This window comes from Peptoniphilus duerdenii ATCC BAA-1640 (genome assembly GCF_000146345.1).
Classification (GTDB): domain Bacteria; phylum Bacillota; class Clostridia; order Tissierellales; family Peptoniphilaceae; genus Peptoniphilus_B; species Peptoniphilus_B duerdenii.
On the sequence record NZ_GL397071.1, the window covers coordinates 994,417 to 1,014,262 of the forward strand.

The following is a 19,846-nucleotide window of genomic DNA, read 5'->3' on the forward strand; positions in this document are numbered from 1 at the left end:
TATATTGTAAACGTAGCGGAAGCATCTTGCTTACATAGCCATGATACTAAATTATTTAATTATAGAGCGACAATACTCCCGATTTGTCATCCTGAGCGGAAAAGGCGATAGCCTTTGAAGTCGAAGGATCTGACCTATATTTAACCAATCTATTCCAAAAAAATTAATAACTATTATCCTAAAAATAATCATCCATGCATAACCCCACCACGGTTATACCCATTCGACTCCAATGACTCAGCCTTTGGCTTCGTCATTTCCGCTCAGGGTGACTGTCTTCCGTTAGGATATTTTGATGGTACCCATCTCCGCTCAGGATGACCCGGTGGGTTTTGTAGCGGAAGCATCTTGCTTCCACAGCCGAAGGCGTAAATTCTTTAAAACTTGCAAATAATTAATACCTATCGAGTGATAACCCTCCCAACTGGTCATCCTGAGAGGCAGTCGAGTTCTACAAATCAGCCTTCATTTCATTCGGCTTCTTTGGAACTCTTTGCACGAGACCTGCAACCATCTTCCCAACTGCAGTCACCCTGAGCGAACGAAGTGAGCCGAACGGGTAGTTGCTATATTTAACCTAGTCAAGGCAAGTGAAATCATTCATACATAACCCCACCACGGTTATACCCATTCGACTCCAATGACTTAGCCTTTGGCTTCGTCATTTCCGCTCAGGGTGACTGTCTTCCGTTAGGATGTCATTGTAGAGATACTTCGACTCCGGGTGTTGGTAAACCTCCACCCTTCGCTCAGGGTGACTGTCTTCCGTTAGGATGTCATTGTAGAGATACTTCGACTCCGGGTGTCGGTAAACCTCCACCCTTCACTCAGGGTGACTGTCTTCATCTGGTACTTCCACTACAAAAAAATAACAATGATAACACATGCTATCGGTATATCATCAAAAATAAAAAAATAAAAACACATGCTACACGTATAGCATCAAAGAATCAAAACCATACAACCCTACAAATTTAACGAACTTGTAACACTACCCAATTTTTCTATATATTATAATAATAATAATAATAATAAATAGTAAAAATTCGGAGGATTTATGTTTAAATTTTACAGAGATGTTAGAGAACATTTTATTAAATACAAAAAAAATTATATACTTGCGGTTATTTGCTTAGCTATCGTTGATTTTATAGCGGTGCTTCCGCCAAAAATCATTTCAAATGTGGCGGATAGGATAAATGCATCTACCCTTGATGTAGATTTTCTTAAGAATAACACCATCTACCTAGTGATCATCACCGTTGGGTCCTACCTAATCGGACTCGTTTGGACGAAAAATCTCTGGGTTACTTCAGACTTTTATGGAAGGGATATTAAAACAAAACTATATAATAAGATTTTAAGTTCCACCGGCAGGTTTTTCGAAACCCACACCACTGGGGAGTTGATGACAAACCTAACCTCTGACCAAGGTTTCGTAAGAGACGCAATTAGTTTTGGAGTGCTTGCTCTATTTGAAGGTGCAATCTATCCTTTATTTGTCATTGTAATGATGGTCATGAGTTCAAATCTCAAACTGTCTACCATGTCAATTATTCCGATGCTTTTGATAATTCCAATAATCTACTGCATCTCACAGAAGATTGAGCATCAATACACCTATGTGCAAGAAAAAAACTCAAAAATCAACGATGCGGTCCTTGAAATGGCACAGGGAATCAGGGTTATTAGAGCCTATAGCGGCGAAGAAAATACGACTTCAAGTTTCGAGAGTCTAACAGATGATGCTTTTAAAGAAAATATTAAACTAAGTCTTTACGAAAGATCCTACGGACTTTTCGCCAACTTTATTCCTGCTTTTTCTTACTTTATCTGTCTCTACTACGGAGCTGCGATGCTAAAGGACGGAGCCATAACTTTGGGAAATATCGTATCTCTTCAAATCTACCTTGGTATGCTTGTGTGGCCGATGATGGCTATTGCAGAGTTTTTCTCCGCTGTTGCACTGGGAAAAGCTGGTGTGAATAGAATCAACAGCGCCCTAAACTTTGTGGACGATATAACCTATAGAGATGGGGACAAGAGCCTCGATAGAATTAAAAAAATTTCATATAGAAATTTAAGTTTCAAATATCCAAGTAGTGAAGTTTATAATCTTAAAAACATAGACGTGGAAATTAGAAAGGGCATGACCCTTGGAATCGTCGGCAGGACCGGCTCAGGCAAGACCACATTTATAAAACAGCTGCTTCGCGACTATAAATTAGATAATGAAATGCTTTTTATAAATGACATTCCAATCGAAGATTATAAGATGGATGATGTGTTTAGAAAGATTGCCTACGTTCCTCAAGAGAGTGTGCTTTTCTCCAAGTCAATTAGAGAAAACATCCTCTTTGCAAGAAGTGACGCCACAGAAGCTGACCTTGACGAAGCTCTTGAAATCACAGATTTAAAGAGAGATATAAATACTTTCAACGAAGGACTTGAAACTCTAGCAGGAGAGAAGGGCATTTCCCTTTCTGGAGGACAGAAACAGAGGATTGCAATTGCAAGGGCGATTATCGCAGACAGGGAACTTCTGATCCTAGACGACTCTCTATCTGCAGTTGACTCAAACACAGAAAAGAAAATCATCTCCCATATAAATAAAAAGAGAAAGGGCAGGACCAACATCATCGTCTCCCACAGGCTTAGTGCAGTGGAAAATGCTGATCTAATAATCGTACTAGATCATGGAGAAATCGTAGAGAGAGGTACCCACGAAGAGCTGATGGCTACTGTAGGATGGTATAGCGAGCAGTACAATTACCAAGTGAGTGGAGGAAATAAAAATGAAGACTAATATGAAAAAGACCATGCTCCACTACCTAATGAAGGTGAAGTACTATATTTTAATCGGCACAATCCTTATGCCACTTTCGATATATTTTAAGATTCAATCGCCGATAGTAGTGGGAAGAATATTGAACGAACTTCTAAAAGAAGGGGTGGGGATAGTAAACTATCCAGAATTTTGGAAGGATGTGAAACTATTCCTATACTACCTACTTCTATTTGCAGTTTTGAAATTTGCATCGGAATTAATCTTAGCCTATGGAGCAAATAAATCCATAGTCTACATTCAAAACGATCTTTTCAAAAAAGTTTTGAGATTTCCAGTTAGCTACTTCGACAAAGAACCAGCGGGCAAAATCTCATCTAGAGTTGGAAATGACCCATCTCAAATAAAAGATTTTTTCGAAACGGCAATTTCATATATTATCGTGCCATCTTTAACTATACTTGCAATTTTGTACAAGATAGTAGTTCTTGAACCGAGACTTTTGATACCACTCATACTTCCAATGCCAATACTTGCAATAGGTAATTACATCTATGCAAAGATAATGAGGGATGCCAGTTTCAAGGTCAGACAGTACGTATCAGAAATCAACTCCACATTCAACGAAACCATTGGAACCATAGACGTTATAAGAAGTTTCAACGGAAAGGATAAAAAGAAGAAGGAGTTTGACAATCTTAACGAAAGTGCATTTAAAGAAGATCGCAGGCTTTCCATGCTTGCTGCTTATCTTGGATTTAACTTCTCAGAGACGATGAAAAATCTAACCCTGAGCCTAGTAATAATCTATTTTGGAATTGGAACTCTTAGGGGAGAGGACTTCGCCAACGTGGGTATGATTTATATATTTATAAATTACACCACCCAGTTCTTCGACAATATCAACAACACCATGATGAGCATAGGAACATTCCAAAGGTCAATGGCAGCAGCGGAACATGCATTCAGTATGTTTAATGTGGATCTACCACTGGAAGATTTAACCGACAATGGAGTAGATCTTGCGGGGGATGTGGAATTTAAAGACGTGGACTTCTCCTATGTGGAAGGGGAACAGGTGCTTCACAATCTTTCAGTAAAGGTTGGAGAAGGACAATCCGTCGGCATTGTTGGAAGAACCGGCGCCGGCAAGAGTTCTCTTATGAACTTGCTATTTAGATTTTACGATCCAGATAGAGGAGAGATCACCATCGGTGGCAATGACATATGCAAAATGTCCCTTAGAGATTTGAGAAAAAATATGAGTATAGTAATCCAAGATCCATTTCTATTCATGGGAACTATCGAGACCAACGTGTCCTTAAACACTCCGGGCATCGATGCGAATATGGTGGAAGACGCACTTATAAAGGTAGGAGCATCTGACTTCGTATCCAAACTTGAAAATGGAATAAGGACCACAGTAACAGAAAAAGGAATGACCTACTCCCTTGGAGAAAGACAGCTCATCTCCTTTGCGAGAGCTCTCGTTCACAATCCGAAGATCCTGGTACTAGACGAAGCCACAGCGAGCATCGACTCGGAAACGGAAAGTCTAATTCAAAATGCAATCAAAACCATTCAAGAGGGCAGGACCACATTTATCATCGCCCACAGACTTTCAACTATTATGAATTGCGACAAGATAATTGTCCTTGACAAGGGCAGAATCGTTGAAGAAGGGAAACACGAGGAACTTTTGAAACTAAATGGAATCTACAACGAAATGTGGCTAAAATCATTGGAAGAAAAATGTAGTTAAATAAAAAATAAAGGTTAAAAATGAACTTAGAATTTAAAATAAATGGAAAAGTTTTAGAAACAGAAAGACTTATCCTTCGACCATTTAAACTAGAAGATTTGGATGATTTCTATGAATATGCATCTGTTCCAGATGTGGGAGAGAGGGCAGGTTGGAACCATCATGAAAATAAGGACGAAAGTTTAATCGTTCTAAGTAGATTTATCGAAAGTGACAAGACATTTGCCATCCTGCTAAAAGAAAATAAAAAAGTAATCGGCTCTCTAGGTGTAGAAAAATATAATGACGAAGACAAACTAGAGGAGTTTAAAGATTATAAAGGAAGAGAATTGGGATTTGTTCTAAGTAAGGACTACTGGGGCAAAGGCATCATGAAAGAAGCGGTGGACAGAGTGTGTGAATATCTATTTGACGAAATGGATTTGGATTTTCTCCTCTGCGGTCACTTTGAAAATAATACACAATCGAGAAGAGTCCAAGAAAAATGCGGCTTCAAACCATATAGAAAACTCATGATCAACACCAGTATGGACACAAAGGAACAAGGATTTTTAAATCTAAAGATAAATCCAAAGAAAAATATAAAATTTAAATTTTCCCATCCAGAGACATTGATTTGGGAAGGAAATTAATATGAAAAAAGGGAATCCACCAGGGTTCCCTTAATTTTTTATATGAATAAAATATTTTAATTATTACGAATTTTTTTCTTTCAAAATTTTCAAAAACTTATCAGAAGAAATCACTTCACCCAAGTCTCTTCCATATCCTCTACAATCTTGAAGAAATCTTCGCCAGGGCGGATAATATGCTTTACCCATTCCTTTTTTATGCACCATAAGTTTGCTTGCACTACAAACTCACTTCTGTCAGTGATTTCAAAAATTCTCTTCCAACTGTCCCTTATTCTCGCCTTCACATCGTCAAAGGCACCGGTGTACTTCCTGTCGAAGATGTCGAAGGTATGGGAGAGTCCGTAGGATTTTAAAAGACGATAGAAATCTTCCGCATCCGCAGCATCCTTAGGTATGTACTGATTATTTAAAACCAAATCCCATCTGCCGCCGTCAAAATATATTACCTCATCCTTAGGCACCCTTATTGCATAGACCACCTCTTTGTCGATGGGCTTTAAACAATTCTTTTTAGAAACGCTGCACCAAATAGGATACTCGGAAATATTATTTCTTGGGACGAATCTTTCCGCCATTTTTACAAAATAATCGTACCTTTCTAGGAAAAACGGAGCGATATCTGACATATGTAGCTGCACATATAGCTTTTTGTTGGTAATGATGCCCTTGCTCTCCAGTTCATAGATGCTATTTTCGTGTTGTCTAGTATATAAATTTACAAATTCCATATTATCACCAATTCATTTATACCCGATTGAAATAAAAATTTAAAATCCATTTTATTGAAAAGTTTCCCCTGATAATTTAATATAGATATAGGAGGAAATATGGAAAACTTAAAAGAAATCATAATGACAATTGCAAACACAAAAATCGTGCAAATGATATTCAAAGGATTTATGATTGTTCTTGTGCTAAGCATTTTGGAACAGGCGTACAACAAAAAACGTTCATTGATACTCCGCACCATCATAATAGGAATAGCAACCATTGTCTACACATTTGCGATCATAGTAGCGGCTCTATACGCAGCGACAGCAACGGAAGAAGGAATTCAAAAGAGACTCCTTATGGCGGCAGTAGCAGTGTGTCTATCCGTGTTTTTATACAGTCTTATAAAGAAATATTTAAAAAATAGAAAGGAAAACAATGAAGAGTTTTAAGAAAAGTATATTATTTGGAGTGACCCTTGGTGTCCTCATACTAGTTACCATCAAGACCTTTAACATAGATCCAGAGCTTGTAAAGAAGAATTATCTCTGGGTTGCAATTACGATAATCGCACTGGTTGCCGGAATAAATCTCGGTTATAACATAATTTACATGAATAAAATGAAGAAGCTTATGCCACTATTTAGTCAAAAAAGATACAAGGATTTTGTAACAGAAGTGGACAAACTTCTCCTAAAGGCGAAGGGCAACTATCTAAGATCAGTTCTAAAAATAAATCAGTCCAGCGCCTACATCAACCTAGATGAATTTAACAAGGCGGAAAATGTGCTTAAATCAATAGATATAGGTGGATTGAAGTCCGATGATATCCAAATCATCTACTGGATAAATATGTGCACCTTGAAGTACAACAAAAAGAACTTCGACGGATTTAGAAAGTCCTACGAAGAAGGGAAAAAAGTCTTTGAAAAGTACAAGGACAACCCTCATTACAGAGAAAATATTATGAGAATCACCATGAACGCAAAAGTCGTAGAAAAGAAATTTGACGAAGCTCAAGAGATTCTAGATAATTTAAAAGAGACATACAAAACAGAAGAGCTTAAAAAAGAGTATGACAGATTACAGAAAACTCTCGACGACATAAAAAATAAAAATAAATAAAAAAAATTGGTTATAGAATTTCTATAACCAATTTTTTTGCCTAATTTCGCTACTATTTTATAAAATTTTCCGTAAAATCACGATTCAACTTGCCACCCTTTAGAATTTCGTAAAAATTGGTAGCCTTCACTTCCACATCTGAAATTTCACGGATAGAGTCAAAACGCTCATCTCGAATATTTTTAAAATTAACGAGTACATCCGCCTTAGAATTTTTAATTATTTCAAAACCAGACTCACTGGCTGCAAGCACCCGTAGATATGGCTTGCCCATATTTCTTCTGATTAAATCTCCCTCAAGCCCAAGCACCTTCGAAAGGATAATCCTCTTGATCCTAGAGCGGGAGTACCTCTTAGAAGTACAAGATTCTATGAAATCTTCATAATCTTTATAAATATTTTTAAGGACCAAATTTTCCATTCCATCTTCGTAGTCAAGATAAGAAGACAAACTTGGATCTTCCACCATCTTAAATCTAAAAATATCGTAGATACTAAACTTGTCTTCTCGCAAAAGTTTAAGCTCATTCCAAGAAAACTCCGGCATAAATTTAAAACCAGAGTCTATATGATCTCTGATATAGGAAGCGGAAGCGAACTCACCAACAGAAAAGTCATCGTTATATTCCGTACCAACCCTTTTAATCGGGATAAACTTAGTTTCAAGACCACATTTCCTACAAGCTTTTATATATTCCATGGAGAGAATATTGTTTGATTTCTTAAAAGCAGACCTTTCCTCGTCGTTAAAATCGCAGGCGCACTCCACCGCCTTCATATAACTTTCACCAGAGTTAAGAGAATCTTTTAAAATATTCTCGTCAATCTTATCCACCTTGGAAATAATTTTTGTAAGCAATTCAATATCACTTTCACATCCAAAGGCAAGACCGTCTGGATTTAAATATTTTAAAATTCCCACAGCACCTTTAGCGAACACCTCCGCATTTTGAGTAGAAAATAAAACGGGAAGCTCAATTACAAGATCCACCCCAGATTTTATCGCACATCTTGCTCTGCTAAACTTATCTAGAATTGCAGCCTCGCCCCTTTGGACGAATGACGAACTCATAATGACAGCTATCTTCGCCTCGGGATATTTATTTTTTATTTCATTTATTTGATAGAGATGTCCATTGTGAAATGGATTGTACTCCGCAATAATTGCAATTAACATAGTATCACCACATTTATTATACTATATAGAGTAGAATTCATAAAAGTAATACTAAATTAGTTAAGATCTAAAATTTATGATATAATAAGAATGATAAAAAATTATGGGAGGTAGTATGAATATACTAGTTATTAACTGCGGAAGTTCTTCACTAAAATACCAACTTATAAATCCAGCAAATGAAGACGTTCTAGCAAAAGGACTCGTAGAGAGAATCGGAATCGATGGTTCTAGAATCAAACACGAGGCAAAAGATAAAGAAAAACAAGTAATTGAAAAACCACTTAAAGACCACAAAGATGCAATCAATTTAGTAATTGAATGTCTACTAGACAAAGAATACGGAGCAATTAAAGACGTATCTGAAATCGGAGCAGTAGGACATAGAGTAGTACACGGTGGCGAAGACTTCGCAGATTCAGTACTAATCACAGACGAAGTTATGAAGGCAATCGAAAAGAACGTAGACCTAGCACCACTTCACAACCCACCAAACATCATAGGAATCAAAGCCTGCGAAGAAATCATGAAAGACGTGCCACAAGTAGCAGTATTCGACACAGCATTCCATCAAACAATGCCAGGCGAAAACTATATGTATGCAATTCCATACGAATTCTACGAAAAATACAAAATCAGAAGATACGGATTCCACGGAACATCACATAAATATGTAACAGAAAGAACAGCAGAAATCCTAAACATTGAAAAGGATAAGCTAAACGTAATCGTGTGCCACCTTGGAAATGGATCTTCAATCTCATGCGTAGAAAATGGAAAATGTAAAGACACTTCAATGGGACTTACACCACTAGAAGGACTAATCATGGGAACTAGATCAGGAAGCATCGACCCAGCAATCGTTACATTCCTAATGGAAAAAGAAAATCTTTCACCACAAGCAATGAACGATATCCTTAACAAGAAATCAGGAGTTCTAGCACTATCAGGAGTATCATCAGACTTCAGAGATATCGAAGACGGAGCCAAAGAAGGCAACGCAAGATGTCAGCTTGCCCTAGATCAATTCGATTCAAAAGTAGCTAAGATCGTAGCATCATACATGACAGAACTAGACCATGTAGACGCTATCGTGTTCACAGCAGGAGTAGGAGAAAACTCAATCTCAAATAGAGAACACATCGCAAAGAAACTTGGAATCTTTGGAATCAAGCTTGACACAGAAAAGAACAACGTAAGAGGAAAAGAAGCTGTAATCTCAGCAGACGATTCAAAAGTTAAACTTCTAGTAGTACCAACCAACGAAGAACTAATGATAGCAAGAGATACAGACAGAATTGCAAAATAAATAAGAGCCGAATGAGTAGCTTATTATTTTTATAATAGGCATCAGATAATTTTTGACTATTTAAGCAGGAGCCACTGGGATACTAAACGGTTATGCCTTATAAGGCTTCCGTTAAACCAGCCTCCTGTTTTTTTATTTTAAAAATCTCATGGTAGATTTTTTTTAAGAAATGAAAGCCTAATATTAAGTTTTCCACAACTTCTACGGATGACATAATGTGACTTAAATATTAAAGAGACAAGATTGGAGAATCAAATGAAAAAATATATAGCTTACGGATCAAACATCAATATGGAATGGATGAAAGAAGCTTGTCCTAGTTCAGAATTAGTAGGCAGCGGTTATATATTAAATGCAAAGCTATTATTTCGAGGAAAAGGTCATTTAAACCTCGTTCTGGAACCAGGATATGGCAAAGTTCCTGTAAGTATTTGGAACATAAACGAAGAAAATGAAAAAGCCCTAGATGAATATGAAGATTATCCTTCCTACTATGTTAAAAAGAATATTTTAGTACTAGGGGATAAGGGCATAGAAGAGGGCATGGTCTATGTTATGACTAATGAGCTAAAAGATATCAAAAAAGCTCCTAGAGATTCATATGTAAAAAGAGTTTTAGATGGCTTTGAGCATATGTCTTATGACAAGAAACCTATTGAAGATGCTTTGGAGGAAGTATGCAAATAAGACTAAAAGAAGATAAGCTCCACCTTAGAAAACTTGCCTTGAAACTTGCGAGCTTCATAGGTTTGGAAGAAGATTCCCTTAAAAGCCCCATAATTTCATCCAATGAAAGCTCTGAAGAATTTTTGATAGAAGATGGGGACTTTAATATTAATAAAAATAAGGAAAGAATTGAAATATCCATTAGTAAGGACGATTATGACAGGGCATTTAATAAGATTATTATGGATATTTTTTCATACCAAGAGGAAGATTTTGATATTGTAAAAAAAGATGATTTAAAAGAACAGTCCATGTTTTTAGATGGCATCTACGCAGATGAATTTTTTAAAAGATATACAAGGATTAATTGCAATCCAAACGACTTAAATTTTGAAGAATTTAAAATTTTGTGTGAGATAGTAAGAAGAAAAGCCATGGATGTCAATTCTCTAGACATAAGTTTTTCCTCCAATGATTTTGAATTTGAAAAAGCTGACTTTGATGAAATTTTGTTTGGAGAAAAGATAAAAGTTCTTTATAAGGACTTTGACACTTTTTTTAAACTTTTAACAGATGAAAATTTAGAAAGAGCTGAGTTTATTACAAATAGAGTTTTCAGAGAAAATTCCTATGAATTGCAGTTTACAAAGGCTGCCGCAAGATCTAAAGAGATCTATATAGATAAGACCTATGATTCAAACTTAAAGGCTTATAAAGATCTGTTTAAAGAATTAAAAATAGAAAGTTATAAGAATAAGGAAGTCTTTAAGAGAAAAGAATATGAATTCCCTTGGGAAAAAGACATCTTACTTCAAAAGTTAAAAAAATATAAAGTTATAGATTCTATAAGATGTGCCATTAGTGAGCCTCTTGAAGTGAGAAAAGAACTTGAAAGAGAGCTTAAAAAATCAGTAAAGGGAAAAGTTCAAGTTATAGATTCATATAAAAGCGGTTTTTCTTGGATAGAAGATTATATTTTGCCGGATCTTATCGGAAAAGAAGTTGATGAAATAGAAATTTATTGGTCCTACATGAAGGGGGCGGACTTCTCCGACGAAGCAGGAGCAGTTCCAAGCTATAAAAATCAAGGAACCGGAGATGAAAATAAATTTTTAGACCTTCCTATTAGATATTTACAAGAGCTCTATCCTATTGATGACATTTTAGCAAAGGAGCTTTCTATCGATAGGGACAGAATAAAATTTATCAATAAGGATATGGAAGATTCCTATGAAATTATTGCAAAATCAAAAGGTAGAGTTGTTTTAAGAGATACCTATAAAGTTATTCTATCCGAAAGGCCTTACCTAGATGATTTTAAGAGAATGGGTCTTGTTCATCCTCACACAGGTTATTTTGAAATCACAATCGGGGACAAAAAAACAATCGAAACTTTTAAAACCGACTTGGAAAATGTATGGGATACTTATCAAAATATTCTATCTGAAATTGGAAAAGATATAGAAAACAAAAATCTTAAAGAAGATTCTCAACCATTTTTTGCAGAACTTTATATGGATATAAGTCTTTCCGAAACCGATAAGAATCTAAATATAAGGCAAGATAGAATCTCATCCATTGATCACTTCCACGAAGATTTATATTTTGTAGGTCTTGATTATTTTAAAACCTTGGGGCAAAAAATGAACGCAGGAAACTTCGACAGTCCTGGACTAATCCTACCATTTATCCATAATAGAAAGGGAAATGTCAAATTTGAAGTCGAACTTAGAAACTTCTTAGACACCAAACCTTTTGTAATAAAGGATTCTAAAAAAGAATACCTGGACATGAATATAAGCTACAAACTTTTAGGTTATAGGTATGAAAATGGACCAAAATTAATCATTGAATGTAGTTTAAATGGTGAAGAACTTGAAATTTATTCAAAAATTTTAAACCGGGGCCTAAGTAAATTTTCTGATTTAAAGATTAAGGCTCTTATAATAAATGGTAAAGAATACGAAGTTTGCGAAAAATATAAACTTCATAAAAAGGCTCCAGCCTTTGATGAAAAAGTTTTAAATCACGAAGACATCTGTGCTTTAAACGATTCTTTAAGATCAAATAGAGATTTAAAAATAAATTATATTGCCAAAAGTTTTATGGGAAGAGATATTGAGTCCATAGAGTTTAATGTGGATGATGATTTCACTCCGACTTTTAAAAGGACAATGAAAAAGCCTACCATGTATATCAATGAAAGACACCATGCAAATGAGGTTTCTTCGTCCAATTCATGCTATGAACTCACTGAAAAGCTTTTGGAAGAGAAAGAGCTTCTTAAAAAAGTAAATGTAGTTTTAATACCTATGGAAAATCCAGACGGGTCTTATATTCACAGTCTGCTTATCAAAGAACATCCTAATTGGATATTTCACATTGCGAGGTTTAATGCTCTTGGAAAAGAATTTGCTCACGAATATTTTAAGGAAGATTCAATTCACACCGAAGCCGAAGCAATGGTAGAAATCTTTTATAGACATCTTCCAGATATATATTGCGACAACCACGGAGTGCCTCATCACGAATGGGCTCAACCATTTTCAGGATACACAGCACCTGCCTACAAGGGATTTTGGCTTCCAAGATCACTAATTTATGGATATTTTTGGTATCCAAAGGAAGAAGAGTATAGTGATAACTACAAGCTTTGCGAAGAGCTACAAGATGTAATTGCAGATTCAATAAATAAAGATGATTTGATGCATAAGATGAATTTGGATATGCAGGACAGGTTTGAAAAATATGCTCACGCCCTTTTGCCGAAGATGTTTCCAACAGGTTATTACAAGGATATAATATTTTATTGGATAGGTTTTGATACCAATAGGGACCACAGATATCTTTCAATAAGGTATCCAGAAATTACCAAGGTCGGCTTTACCAGTGAAGTAATAGATGAGACCGCTGATGGAGAATTTTTAAAACTATGTTCAAAGGCCCATACGGCTCACAATTTGGACACGATAAAATTCATTTCCCAAAAGGAAATTTTATTTGATAGAAAAATTAATACAAAATGTGGAGGTAGAATCTACCGAAACAGAAGGAGGACAAAGTGATAAAACTAATAGGCATAGCAATTCTTATTATAGGTTTTGCCCTAAAATTTAATTCAATTGCTATAATATTTGTCTCCATGATTGCAACTGCAATCGTAGGAGGCTTAGGAGTTGATGGTTTCTTAGAAACCTTAGGTACCAGCTTTGTAAATAACAGAGCTATGATGATATTTGTAATAGTAATGCTTGTAACAGGAACTCTTGAAAGAAACGGTTTAAGAGAATCAGCTGCAAGATTTATTTCAAAGACAAAAAATGCAAACGCCGGAAAGATTATCGCATCCTACGGAATAATGAGAGTAATATTTGCAGCGTTTAACGCAAGTTTTGGAGGAGTTGCAGGTTTCATTCGTCCAGTAGTAATGCCAATGGCTGAAGCTGCAGTAAGAGAAGTTCCAGCAGACAACCACGAAGAACATATCGAAGAAGTAAAGGGAATGGCTGCAGGTATGGAAAACATAACCTGGTTCTTCGGTCAAGTACTATTCGTCGGTGGAGCAGGAGGACTTTTAGTTCAAGGAACTTTAAAAGAACTTGGATACAATGTAGAACTTATAGATCTTGCAAAAGTAGAAATACCAATAGCTATAATAGCTACACTTGTGGGAATAATCTACTATATGTTAAAAGATAAAAAACTTTCTAAAAAGGGAGCAAAGGGGGATATTAAATGAGTTTTTTCACATCACCAGAAGTAACAACAGGAGCAAAACTTCTTGAAATCCTCTATATAGTAATAGGACTATTGCTTCTAAATACAGGAATAAGAAATTTAAATGACAAGGCAAATGAAAAGAGAATAGGTACAGGAATATTTTGGATAGTACTTGGCATAGTAATCGCTTTGGGAAGATGGATACCAGTCAAAATTGTAGGTGGTTTAGTAGTAATTATGGCACTACCTGCAATATTTAACCAAGTCTCATACAAGACAAATGATATACCTTCAAAAGAATATACAAAAGCAGTAAGTGATAAACTTGGATATAAAATATTTATCCCAGCTTTTATGATAGGACTTACAGCAGTAATATTTGCAACAATGACAAAACTTGGAGCATTGGTAGGAGTTGGCTGCGGAGTTATATTAGCAATGATAACTCTATTCTTTATGAATAAAGACAACAATCTTGATGTATATCTAAGAGATTCAAAAAGACTTCTTGACCTTGTAGGACCGCTAAGTATGCTACCTATGTTTTTAGCATCATTAGGAGCAGTATTTACCCAAGCAGGAGTAGGAGAAGTTGTATCAAATATAGTAGGAAATATAATTCCTGAAGGCAATGTAGTCGTGGGAATAATCGTGTATGCAATAGGAATGGCACTATTTACAATGGTAATGGGTAATGCATTTGCTGCAATCACAGTTATGACCGTAGGTATAGGAGCTCCATTTGTACTTGCACAAGGAGCAGATCCAACCATCATAGGAATGTTGGCACTAACATGTGGATATTGCGGAACACTTATGACACCAATGGCTGCAAACTTCAATATAGTTCCAGTTGCAATACTTGAAATGAAAGACAAAAACGGAGTTATAAAAAATCAAGTTGTACCTGCATTAATTATGCTAGCAGTACAAATTGTCTATATGATAATTTTTAGCTAAGGAGGAAGAATGAAAATATTACTAACAGGCTTCGACCCATTCGGAGGAGAAAAAGTAAATCCAGCATGGGAAGCAGTAAAACAAGTAAAAGATGAAATTAAAGGCTCTGAAATAATTAAACTTCAAATACCAACAGTATTTGGAAAAGGACCTAAGAAAATAGAAGAAAAGATAGAAGAAATAAATCCAGACGTTGTACTATCCATAGGACAAGCAGGAATGAGATCTTGTGTAAGCGTAGAATATATAGGAGTAAACGCAAGAGTTGCAAGAATACCTGACAACGAAGGAAATGAACCTATGTATGAAAAAATAAAAGAAGATGGAGCAGACGGATATATTTCAAACCTACCAGTTCCTGAAATGGTAGAAAATATTAAAAAGGCAGGACTACCTGCATATGTATCTTTTACAGCAGGAGCATATGTATGTAACGACGTACTATATTCAATTAGATATCTAGGCGAAAGAAAGTACAAAGGTTTAAAGAGCGGGTTTATTCACGTTCCATTTATTGCAGAACAAGTAATAGATAAACCAGCAGGCACACCATTTATGAGTGAGGATGACATTGTAAAATCAATTGAAATCGCCATTGAAACAATAATAGACGAAAAATAAAAATTTCCGGAGATCATATCTCCGGTTTTTTTATAAATAAATTTAATCTATGTTATAATTAGACATGCTGATATTGCTAAAAATATAGTCTTGAGGAATTAATCACAGTCAGGAGTTAACCATTGAAATATTTATTTATATATAGTACCAAAGCAGGAAAGAATGATTTCCATAAATTCCATTTAAGAATAAAAGAATTTTTCACAGAGAATAATTTAATAAGAGACTGCCAATTTGTCTTCACAGAAGATGAGAACCACGCGAAGAGAGCGGCGAGAGAATTTGCCCGAGAAAACACAGAGGGAATAGTCTATGCCTGCGGAGGAGACGGAACCCTATCTGAAATAGCAAATGTACTTAAAAATACAAACATAGCCTTAGGACTTATCCCAATGGGAACGGCAAATGACTTTTCGAAAATATTTGAATATGAAAACTTCACACTAGAAAATTTAATAGATCCGAAAATAAAGAAGATCGACACCATAGAGATAAATGACACCCACACATCTATAAATATCGCATCCACAGGTCTCGATGCACAAGTCTTGGAATACGCAAGGGAATATGCGAAGAAATATAAATTCTTAGGCAAGAGAATCTATGACCTGGCAACCTTGAAGGTACTATTTAACAATAAGGGACAATATCTAAAGATGACCATAGATGATAAAAAAGTAGAGGGACACTACACCCTCTGTGCATTTTGCAACGGATCCTACTATGGCGGAGGATTTAATCCGGCGCCGAATAGCATCTTAAACGACGGTAAAATGGAAATAGTCTTGGCAGAATACTTAACAGTCCCAGAAATCATAAGACTAATACCAAAATATAAAAAAGGTCAAATATTTAGCGAAGAAAAAATCAAAACCTTTAGAGCAGAAAAAGTAAAGATCGAACTCGAAGAAGAAATAAACCTAAATATCGACGGAGAACTCCTAAAGGATAGAGAATTTAATTTAAAAATAAATAGAGAAAACCTAAACCTCGCGATCCTAGCAGAATTAAAAAATAAAGAACAAATAATAGAATAAAATAATGAAAAATTTAAGAGCCAGAAGGCTCTTTTTTTGATTGATAAAATAGCATAAATTGGGTAGTATTTAAATGTTAGATACGGAGAGAGCCTAAATGAAACTTCTGGCGTGATTACTCTAAAAAAAGGAAATTACAAAACGGGGGAAGCTTTAAAAGCTTATGGTAATGATGATGTAAATAACCAATCAAAACCAGATGAAAAAACACCTGTTGAAGTTAAATTCAATGCAAATGGTGGCAAAAAAGACATTGAAAGCTCAATATTTATTACTGGTGGAAGCTTTGTTCTACCTGCTATATTTGCACCTGAATTTTATCCATTAAACAAAGAATTTGCAGGATGGCAAGTTGGAAATGAAACTAAAAAAGCTGGAGATATTATCAAAGTAACTTCTAACACAACTGTAAAAGCAATTTGGAAAGATAAGAGTTAAGAAAATCCAGGACAAGGTTCAAATGGATACAATCCATGGTGGTCAATTTGGTTCGGATTAAGCGAAGTTAAACCAGCTACACCTGTTGCACCTGTTAAACCTGCTGTAGAAATGGAAAGAGGAATCCACCGCAAGTATCTTTACGGATACAAGGATCACACCGTTCGTCCAGAAGGACTTATCACTAGGGCAGAGGCTGCTGCGTTAATCGCAAGACTTGCTGAGCTAGATATGTCTAACAACATGAAACCTAATTTCAAGGATACTAAGTCTGCATGGTACAACACAGCTATAAATGCAGTTGTTGCTAAGAACTTGATGTTCGCAGACAAAGATGGAGATTTCCGTCCAAACGAACCTATAACTCGTGGAGAATTTGCAAGAGCACTATTCTTCATCGATAAGAAGAACAATGCGGTAGCTCCTTTTGCAGATGTTAAGGGTCATGTATATGAAGAAGCTATTAACCAAGCTTATGGCAACGACCGTATAAAAGGTTATCCGGATGGAACTTTCAAACCAGATGCTACTATTACAAGAGCAGAAGCTGCAACAATTCTAAATAATTATGCAGATCTTAATGTAACATTAAATGGAATGGTTGAAGTTCATAAGGACGTAGTTAAGTTCACAGACATAAACGAAAGTCACTGGGCTTACTATGAAATTATGGAAGCAGCTAACACTCATGAATATCAAAGAGAAAAGGGAACTATTCCTGAAACTTGGTTAGAAATAAAAGATAAATAACAAATTAAAAGAGCCTCTAGGGGCTCTTTTTAAGTGAAATTTTTTAAAGATTTGTTTGGGGGAAAATAAAATCTTTTGTATATAGGTATTGTTAGAAAGAATGGTAATTTATTTAATTTAGTACAATTTGCATTGGATTTGTAATTATAAAATTTTGCAAACAAAAACTCGGGGTCTACCCGAGTTATTTTAATTCTTTTTATTTGATATATCGACAATGACCTTGTCGATTCTATTTTTTGATACTTCTTCTATGTGGAAGTTTATTCCATCGATTTCGATATTTTCTCCCTTTTTAGGGAACCTGTCGATCTTCTCGATGATGATTCCTCCCACGGAGTCGAACTCATCGGAGCTAAGGTTCGTATCTAGCACATGGTTTAGATCTTCGTAGTTCGTTGAACCGTCTACCAGGTACCTCTTGTTTGAGAGCTTTATTATGTCCATATCTTCTTCTTCGTCGTACTCGTCGTTTATTTCTCCGACGATCTTCTCCAAGATGTCTTCGATGGTTATCATACCTTCGGTGCCGCCGTACTCATCGCTTACTATGGAAACGGAAATCTTTTTGTGGCGCATCTCTGTGAAGAGACTGGACACAGGTTTGTACTCATAGGTGAAGTTTGCTTCCCTTAAGATATCCTTGTTGTCACGAAGGGTTCCGACGAAGTCCACCGCGAATAAATCCTTTACATAAAGAGTGCCGACGATGTTGTCAAGATCCTCGTCATAGACAGGCATCCTAGAGAAATATTCTTCTTTAATAATATTTTTGATATCGTCGTAGGTTGCATCGAGTGAAAGGCTCACGATGTCCGTACGAGGAGTCATGATGTCCTTTGCAAAACAGTCCTTAAATCCCATGACATTTTCTATTATTCCCACTTCAGATTTGTCGATGATGCCCTCTTCCATTGAAAGGCTTACGAAATCCTTTAGCTCTTCTTCGGTGATTAGAGGTTCGCTAACCTTGCCCACCTTGGTGATGGTAAGTATTAGTCTTGAGATGGCCTCGATAAATAGAACCATCGGTCTTAAAAGTATATTTGAAACTTTTATAAACTTGGCGTTTTTTCTAAGGATTTTTTCTACGGACTGTCTGCCAAGACGTTTAGGGAGTGACTCTCCCATAACGATGACACAGATTATTGATATGAGAGCACCTAAGAATTCGTAGTATTTTCTGAAATGGTTAAAAAAATAAACAGACAGAGATAAAACGCCGATACCATTTGCAAAGTAGTCACCGATTAAAATGGTGGAGTAGGTCTTTGCGTCGGATTTTATATTCTCCCAAAACTTGGTATTGATACCATCTTGTTCCATGTTTTTAAGTTTGGAACTGGTCAGGTTCAGTAGGGCGTTTTCGATCAGTGTATATTTATAAGAAAAATATATCGATATTAAAAATAAAATTATATATATAAAATCTTCCATTAACTTGTAATTCTCCATTAATTCCTTTTCTCTATTATATAGTTATTTAATAAAAAAGTCTATTGATGTGTGGATTTTGTTGCAGAGTCAAATGTAGATGGTTATTTTGTAGCATAATTTGGTTGTCAAGACTAGGCCCTCGGAGGTTATACCCGTTCGACTCCAGAGCCTAGCGGCTCTTTCGCTCAGGGTGACGACCACCTATAAATTTTATTTAAAAGGATAACCTAAAGGAACACAGTCACCCTGAGAGACAGTCGAGTTCTGCAAATCAGACTTCGCAATGCTCGTCTTCTTTGGAACTCTTTGCACAAGACCTGCTGCGAAATCAAAGATTTCGGCTAGGGCTTCGAACGGGTATAGCCATTGTGAGGTCAAGTTTGGATGATTATTTTGTAGCGGAAGCTATTAGCTTCCATTAAACTAAATACTAAATTCTTCTCCCTCAGCCGTTAGGCGTGCAAAAATATAAATTCTAATTCATCTCATAGAATCCTTATTCAATGACTACTACAGATTTAATCCTATGCCACCACAAGTGATTTTTGCTTTCGGCGTTAAGAAATTTTCCACTGTTTGAGCGTAGCGAGTTTGGAAAATTTTAGCCGAATAAGAAAATCACTACCAAAACCTTCCCCAATGCGAGGTGGGTAGAGGGAGCTCGAGGGAGAATGGAGGAAACTGCGAGTCTCGAAGAGAAAACCGAAGGTTTT

17 protein-coding genes are annotated in these 19,846 nt (G+C 36.0%); 14 read left to right on the plus strand and 3 right to left on the minus strand.

The window, feature by feature from the left end:
* The first annotated feature begins 1,057 nt into the window (after positions 1–1,057).
* The 3 genes from HMPREF9225_RS04420 to HMPREF9225_RS04430 are packed head-to-tail and all read left to right on the plus strand — an operon-like array spanning position 1,058 to position 5,179.
* A complete protein-coding gene (locus HMPREF9225_RS04420) occupies positions 1,058–2,806 on the plus strand; it encodes an ABC transporter ATP-binding protein (RefSeq protein ID WP_008901745.1) in 1,749 nt (582 codons plus the stop codon).
* On the plus strand, positions 2,796–4,547 hold the full coding sequence (locus HMPREF9225_RS04425) for an ABC transporter ATP-binding protein (protein WP_008901746.1): 1,752 nt from the start codon (positions 2,796–2,798) through the stop codon (positions 4,545–4,547). Before HMPREF9225_RS04420 ends, HMPREF9225_RS04425 begins: the two co-directional genes overlap by 11 nt.
* Before the next feature lie 20 nt (positions 4,548–4,567).
* Positions 4,568–5,179, plus strand: a complete 612-nt coding sequence (locus tag HMPREF9225_RS04430; protein WP_008901747.1) for a GNAT family N-acetyltransferase — start codon at positions 4,568–4,570, stop codon at positions 5,177–5,179.
* A 110-nt stretch (positions 5,180–5,289) separates the two neighbouring features.
* Here HMPREF9225_RS04430 and HMPREF9225_RS04435 read toward each other — a convergent pair whose 3' ends face one another.
* Positions 5,290–5,910 (minus strand): DUF3841 domain-containing protein, encoded by a 621-nt coding sequence (locus HMPREF9225_RS04435; RefSeq protein WP_008901748.1) that lies wholly within the window; start codon positions 5,908–5,910, stop codon positions 5,290–5,292.
* Positions 5,911–6,009: 99 nt separating this feature from the next.
* On the opposite strand from HMPREF9225_RS04435, the gene HMPREF9225_RS04440 reads away from it, so the two are divergent.
* Together HMPREF9225_RS04440 and HMPREF9225_RS04445 are read left to right on the plus strand one after the other, a co-directional pair.
* Entirely contained in the window at positions 6,010–6,345 is a 336-nt protein-coding gene (locus tag HMPREF9225_RS04440) for a hypothetical protein (RefSeq protein ID WP_008901749.1), read from the plus strand.
* Positions 6,332–7,018, plus strand: coding sequence for a hypothetical protein (locus HMPREF9225_RS04445; protein ID WP_008901750.1), 687 nt, complete (start codon positions 6,332–6,334; stop codon positions 7,016–7,018). Before HMPREF9225_RS04440 ends, HMPREF9225_RS04445 begins: the two co-directional genes overlap by 14 nt.
* A gap of 52 nt (positions 7,019–7,070) precedes the next feature.
* On the opposite strand, the gene HMPREF9225_RS04450 is transcribed toward HMPREF9225_RS04445, so the two are convergent.
* Complete coding sequence (locus HMPREF9225_RS04450) at positions 7,071–8,195, minus strand: tRNA(Met) cytidine acetate ligase (protein WP_008901751.1); 1,125 nt, start codon at positions 8,193–8,195, stop codon at positions 7,071–7,073.
* Between the two features lie 115 nt (positions 8,196–8,310).
* On the opposite strand from HMPREF9225_RS04450, the gene HMPREF9225_RS04455 reads away from it, so the two are divergent.
* From HMPREF9225_RS04455 to HMPREF9225_RS04495, 9 genes are all read left to right on the plus strand, one after another.
* Positions 8,311–9,504 (plus strand): acetate kinase, encoded by a 1,194-nt coding sequence (locus HMPREF9225_RS04455; protein WP_040551316.1) that lies wholly within the window; start codon positions 8,311–8,313, stop codon positions 9,502–9,504.
* 255 nt (positions 9,505–9,759) lie between these two features.
* Complete coding sequence (locus HMPREF9225_RS04460) at positions 9,760–10,191, plus strand: gamma-glutamylcyclotransferase family protein (protein WP_008901753.1); 432 nt, start codon at positions 9,760–9,762, stop codon at positions 10,189–10,191.
* Positions 10,182–13,235 carry a M14 family metallopeptidase gene (locus HMPREF9225_RS04465; protein WP_008901754.1) on the plus strand — a complete coding sequence of 1,018 codons (3,054 nt, stop codon included), beginning with the start codon at positions 10,182–10,184 and terminating at the stop codon, positions 13,233–13,235. Before HMPREF9225_RS04460 ends, HMPREF9225_RS04465 begins: the two co-directional genes overlap by 10 nt.
* Positions 13,232–13,909: a 5-oxoproline transporter, DUF969 family subunit gene (locus tag HMPREF9225_RS04470; RefSeq protein WP_008901755.1), complete on the plus strand. Its 678-nt coding sequence runs from the start codon at positions 13,232–13,234 to the stop codon at positions 13,907–13,909. The genes HMPREF9225_RS04465 and HMPREF9225_RS04470 overlap by 4 nt, the downstream gene beginning before the upstream one ends.
* Entirely contained in the window at positions 13,906–14,850 is a 945-nt protein-coding gene (locus HMPREF9225_RS04475) for a DUF979 domain-containing protein (RefSeq protein WP_008901756.1), read from the plus strand. Before HMPREF9225_RS04470 ends, HMPREF9225_RS04475 begins: the two co-directional genes overlap by 4 nt.
* Positions 14,851–14,859: 9 nt before the next feature.
* Positions 14,860–15,471: a pyroglutamyl-peptidase I gene (gene pcp, locus HMPREF9225_RS04480; protein ID WP_008901757.1), complete on the plus strand. Its 612-nt coding sequence runs from the start codon at positions 14,860–14,862 to the stop codon at positions 15,469–15,471.
* 122 nt (positions 15,472–15,593) lie between these two features.
* Entirely contained in the window at positions 15,594–16,508 is a 915-nt protein-coding gene (locus tag HMPREF9225_RS04485; protein WP_008901758.1) for a diacylglycerol/lipid kinase family protein, read from the plus strand.
* Positions 16,509–16,619: 111 nt separating this feature from the next.
* A complete protein-coding gene (locus HMPREF9225_RS04490; RefSeq protein WP_008901759.1) occupies positions 16,620–16,946 on the plus strand; it encodes a hypothetical protein in 327 nt (108 codons plus the stop codon).
* 111 nt (positions 16,947–17,057) lie between these two features.
* On the plus strand, positions 17,058–17,696 hold the full coding sequence (locus HMPREF9225_RS04495) for an S-layer homology domain-containing protein (protein WP_008901760.1): 639 nt from the start codon (positions 17,058–17,060) through the stop codon (positions 17,694–17,696).
* 189 nt (positions 17,697–17,885) lie between these two features.
* Here HMPREF9225_RS04495 and HMPREF9225_RS04500 read toward each other — a convergent pair whose 3' ends face one another.
* On the minus strand, positions 17,886–19,133 hold the full coding sequence (locus HMPREF9225_RS04500) for a hemolysin family protein (protein WP_040551317.1): 1,248 nt from the start codon (positions 19,131–19,133) through the stop codon (positions 17,886–17,888).
* Positions 19,134–19,846: the final 713 nt, after the last annotated feature.

Excerpts from the sequence above, each read along its gene's own strand:
- HMPREF9225_RS04430 (WP_008901747.1), top strand. The coding sequence starts at position 4,568 with ATGAACTTAGAATTTAAAATAAATGGAAAAGTTTTAGAAACAGAAAGA.
- HMPREF9225_RS04455 (WP_040551316.1), top strand. The coding sequence starts at position 8,311 with ATGAATATACTAGTTATTAACTGCGGAAGTTCTTCACTAAAATACCAA.
- HMPREF9225_RS04495 (WP_008901760.1), top strand. The coding sequence starts at position 17,058 with ATGGAAAGAGGAATCCACCGCAAGTATCTTTACGGATACAAGGATCAC.
- HMPREF9225_RS04425 (WP_008901746.1), top strand. The coding sequence starts at position 2,796 with ATGAAGACTAATATGAAAAAGACCATGCTCCACTACCTAATGAAGGTG.
- pcp (WP_008901757.1), top strand. The coding sequence starts at position 14,860 with ATGAAAATATTACTAACAGGCTTCGACCCATTCGGAGGAGAAAAAGTA.
- HMPREF9225_RS04500 (WP_040551317.1), bottom strand. The coding sequence starts at position 19,133 with ATGGAAGATTTTATATATATAATTTTATTTTTAATATCGATATATTTT.
- HMPREF9225_RS04475 (WP_008901756.1), top strand. The coding sequence starts at position 13,906 with ATGAGTTTTTTCACATCACCAGAAGTAACAACAGGAGCAAAACTTCTT.
- HMPREF9225_RS04450 (WP_008901751.1), bottom strand. The coding sequence starts at position 8,195 with ATGTTAATTGCAATTATTGCGGAGTACAATCCATTTCACAATGGACAT.
- HMPREF9225_RS04445 (WP_008901750.1), top strand. The coding sequence starts at position 6,332 with ATGAAGAGTTTTAAGAAAAGTATATTATTTGGAGTGACCCTTGGTGTC.
- HMPREF9225_RS04465 (WP_008901754.1), top strand. The coding sequence starts at position 10,182 with ATGCAAATAAGACTAAAAGAAGATAAGCTCCACCTTAGAAAACTTGCC.
- HMPREF9225_RS04440 (WP_008901749.1), top strand. The coding sequence starts at position 6,010 with ATGGAAAACTTAAAAGAAATCATAATGACAATTGCAAACACAAAAATC.
- HMPREF9225_RS04460 (WP_008901753.1), top strand. The coding sequence starts at position 9,760 with ATGAAAAAATATATAGCTTACGGATCAAACATCAATATGGAATGGATG.
- HMPREF9225_RS04435 (WP_008901748.1), bottom strand. The coding sequence starts at position 5,910 with ATGGAATTTGTAAATTTATATACTAGACAACACGAAAATAGCATCTAT.
- HMPREF9225_RS04420 (WP_008901745.1), top strand. The coding sequence starts at position 1,058 with ATGTTTAAATTTTACAGAGATGTTAGAGAACATTTTATTAAATACAAA.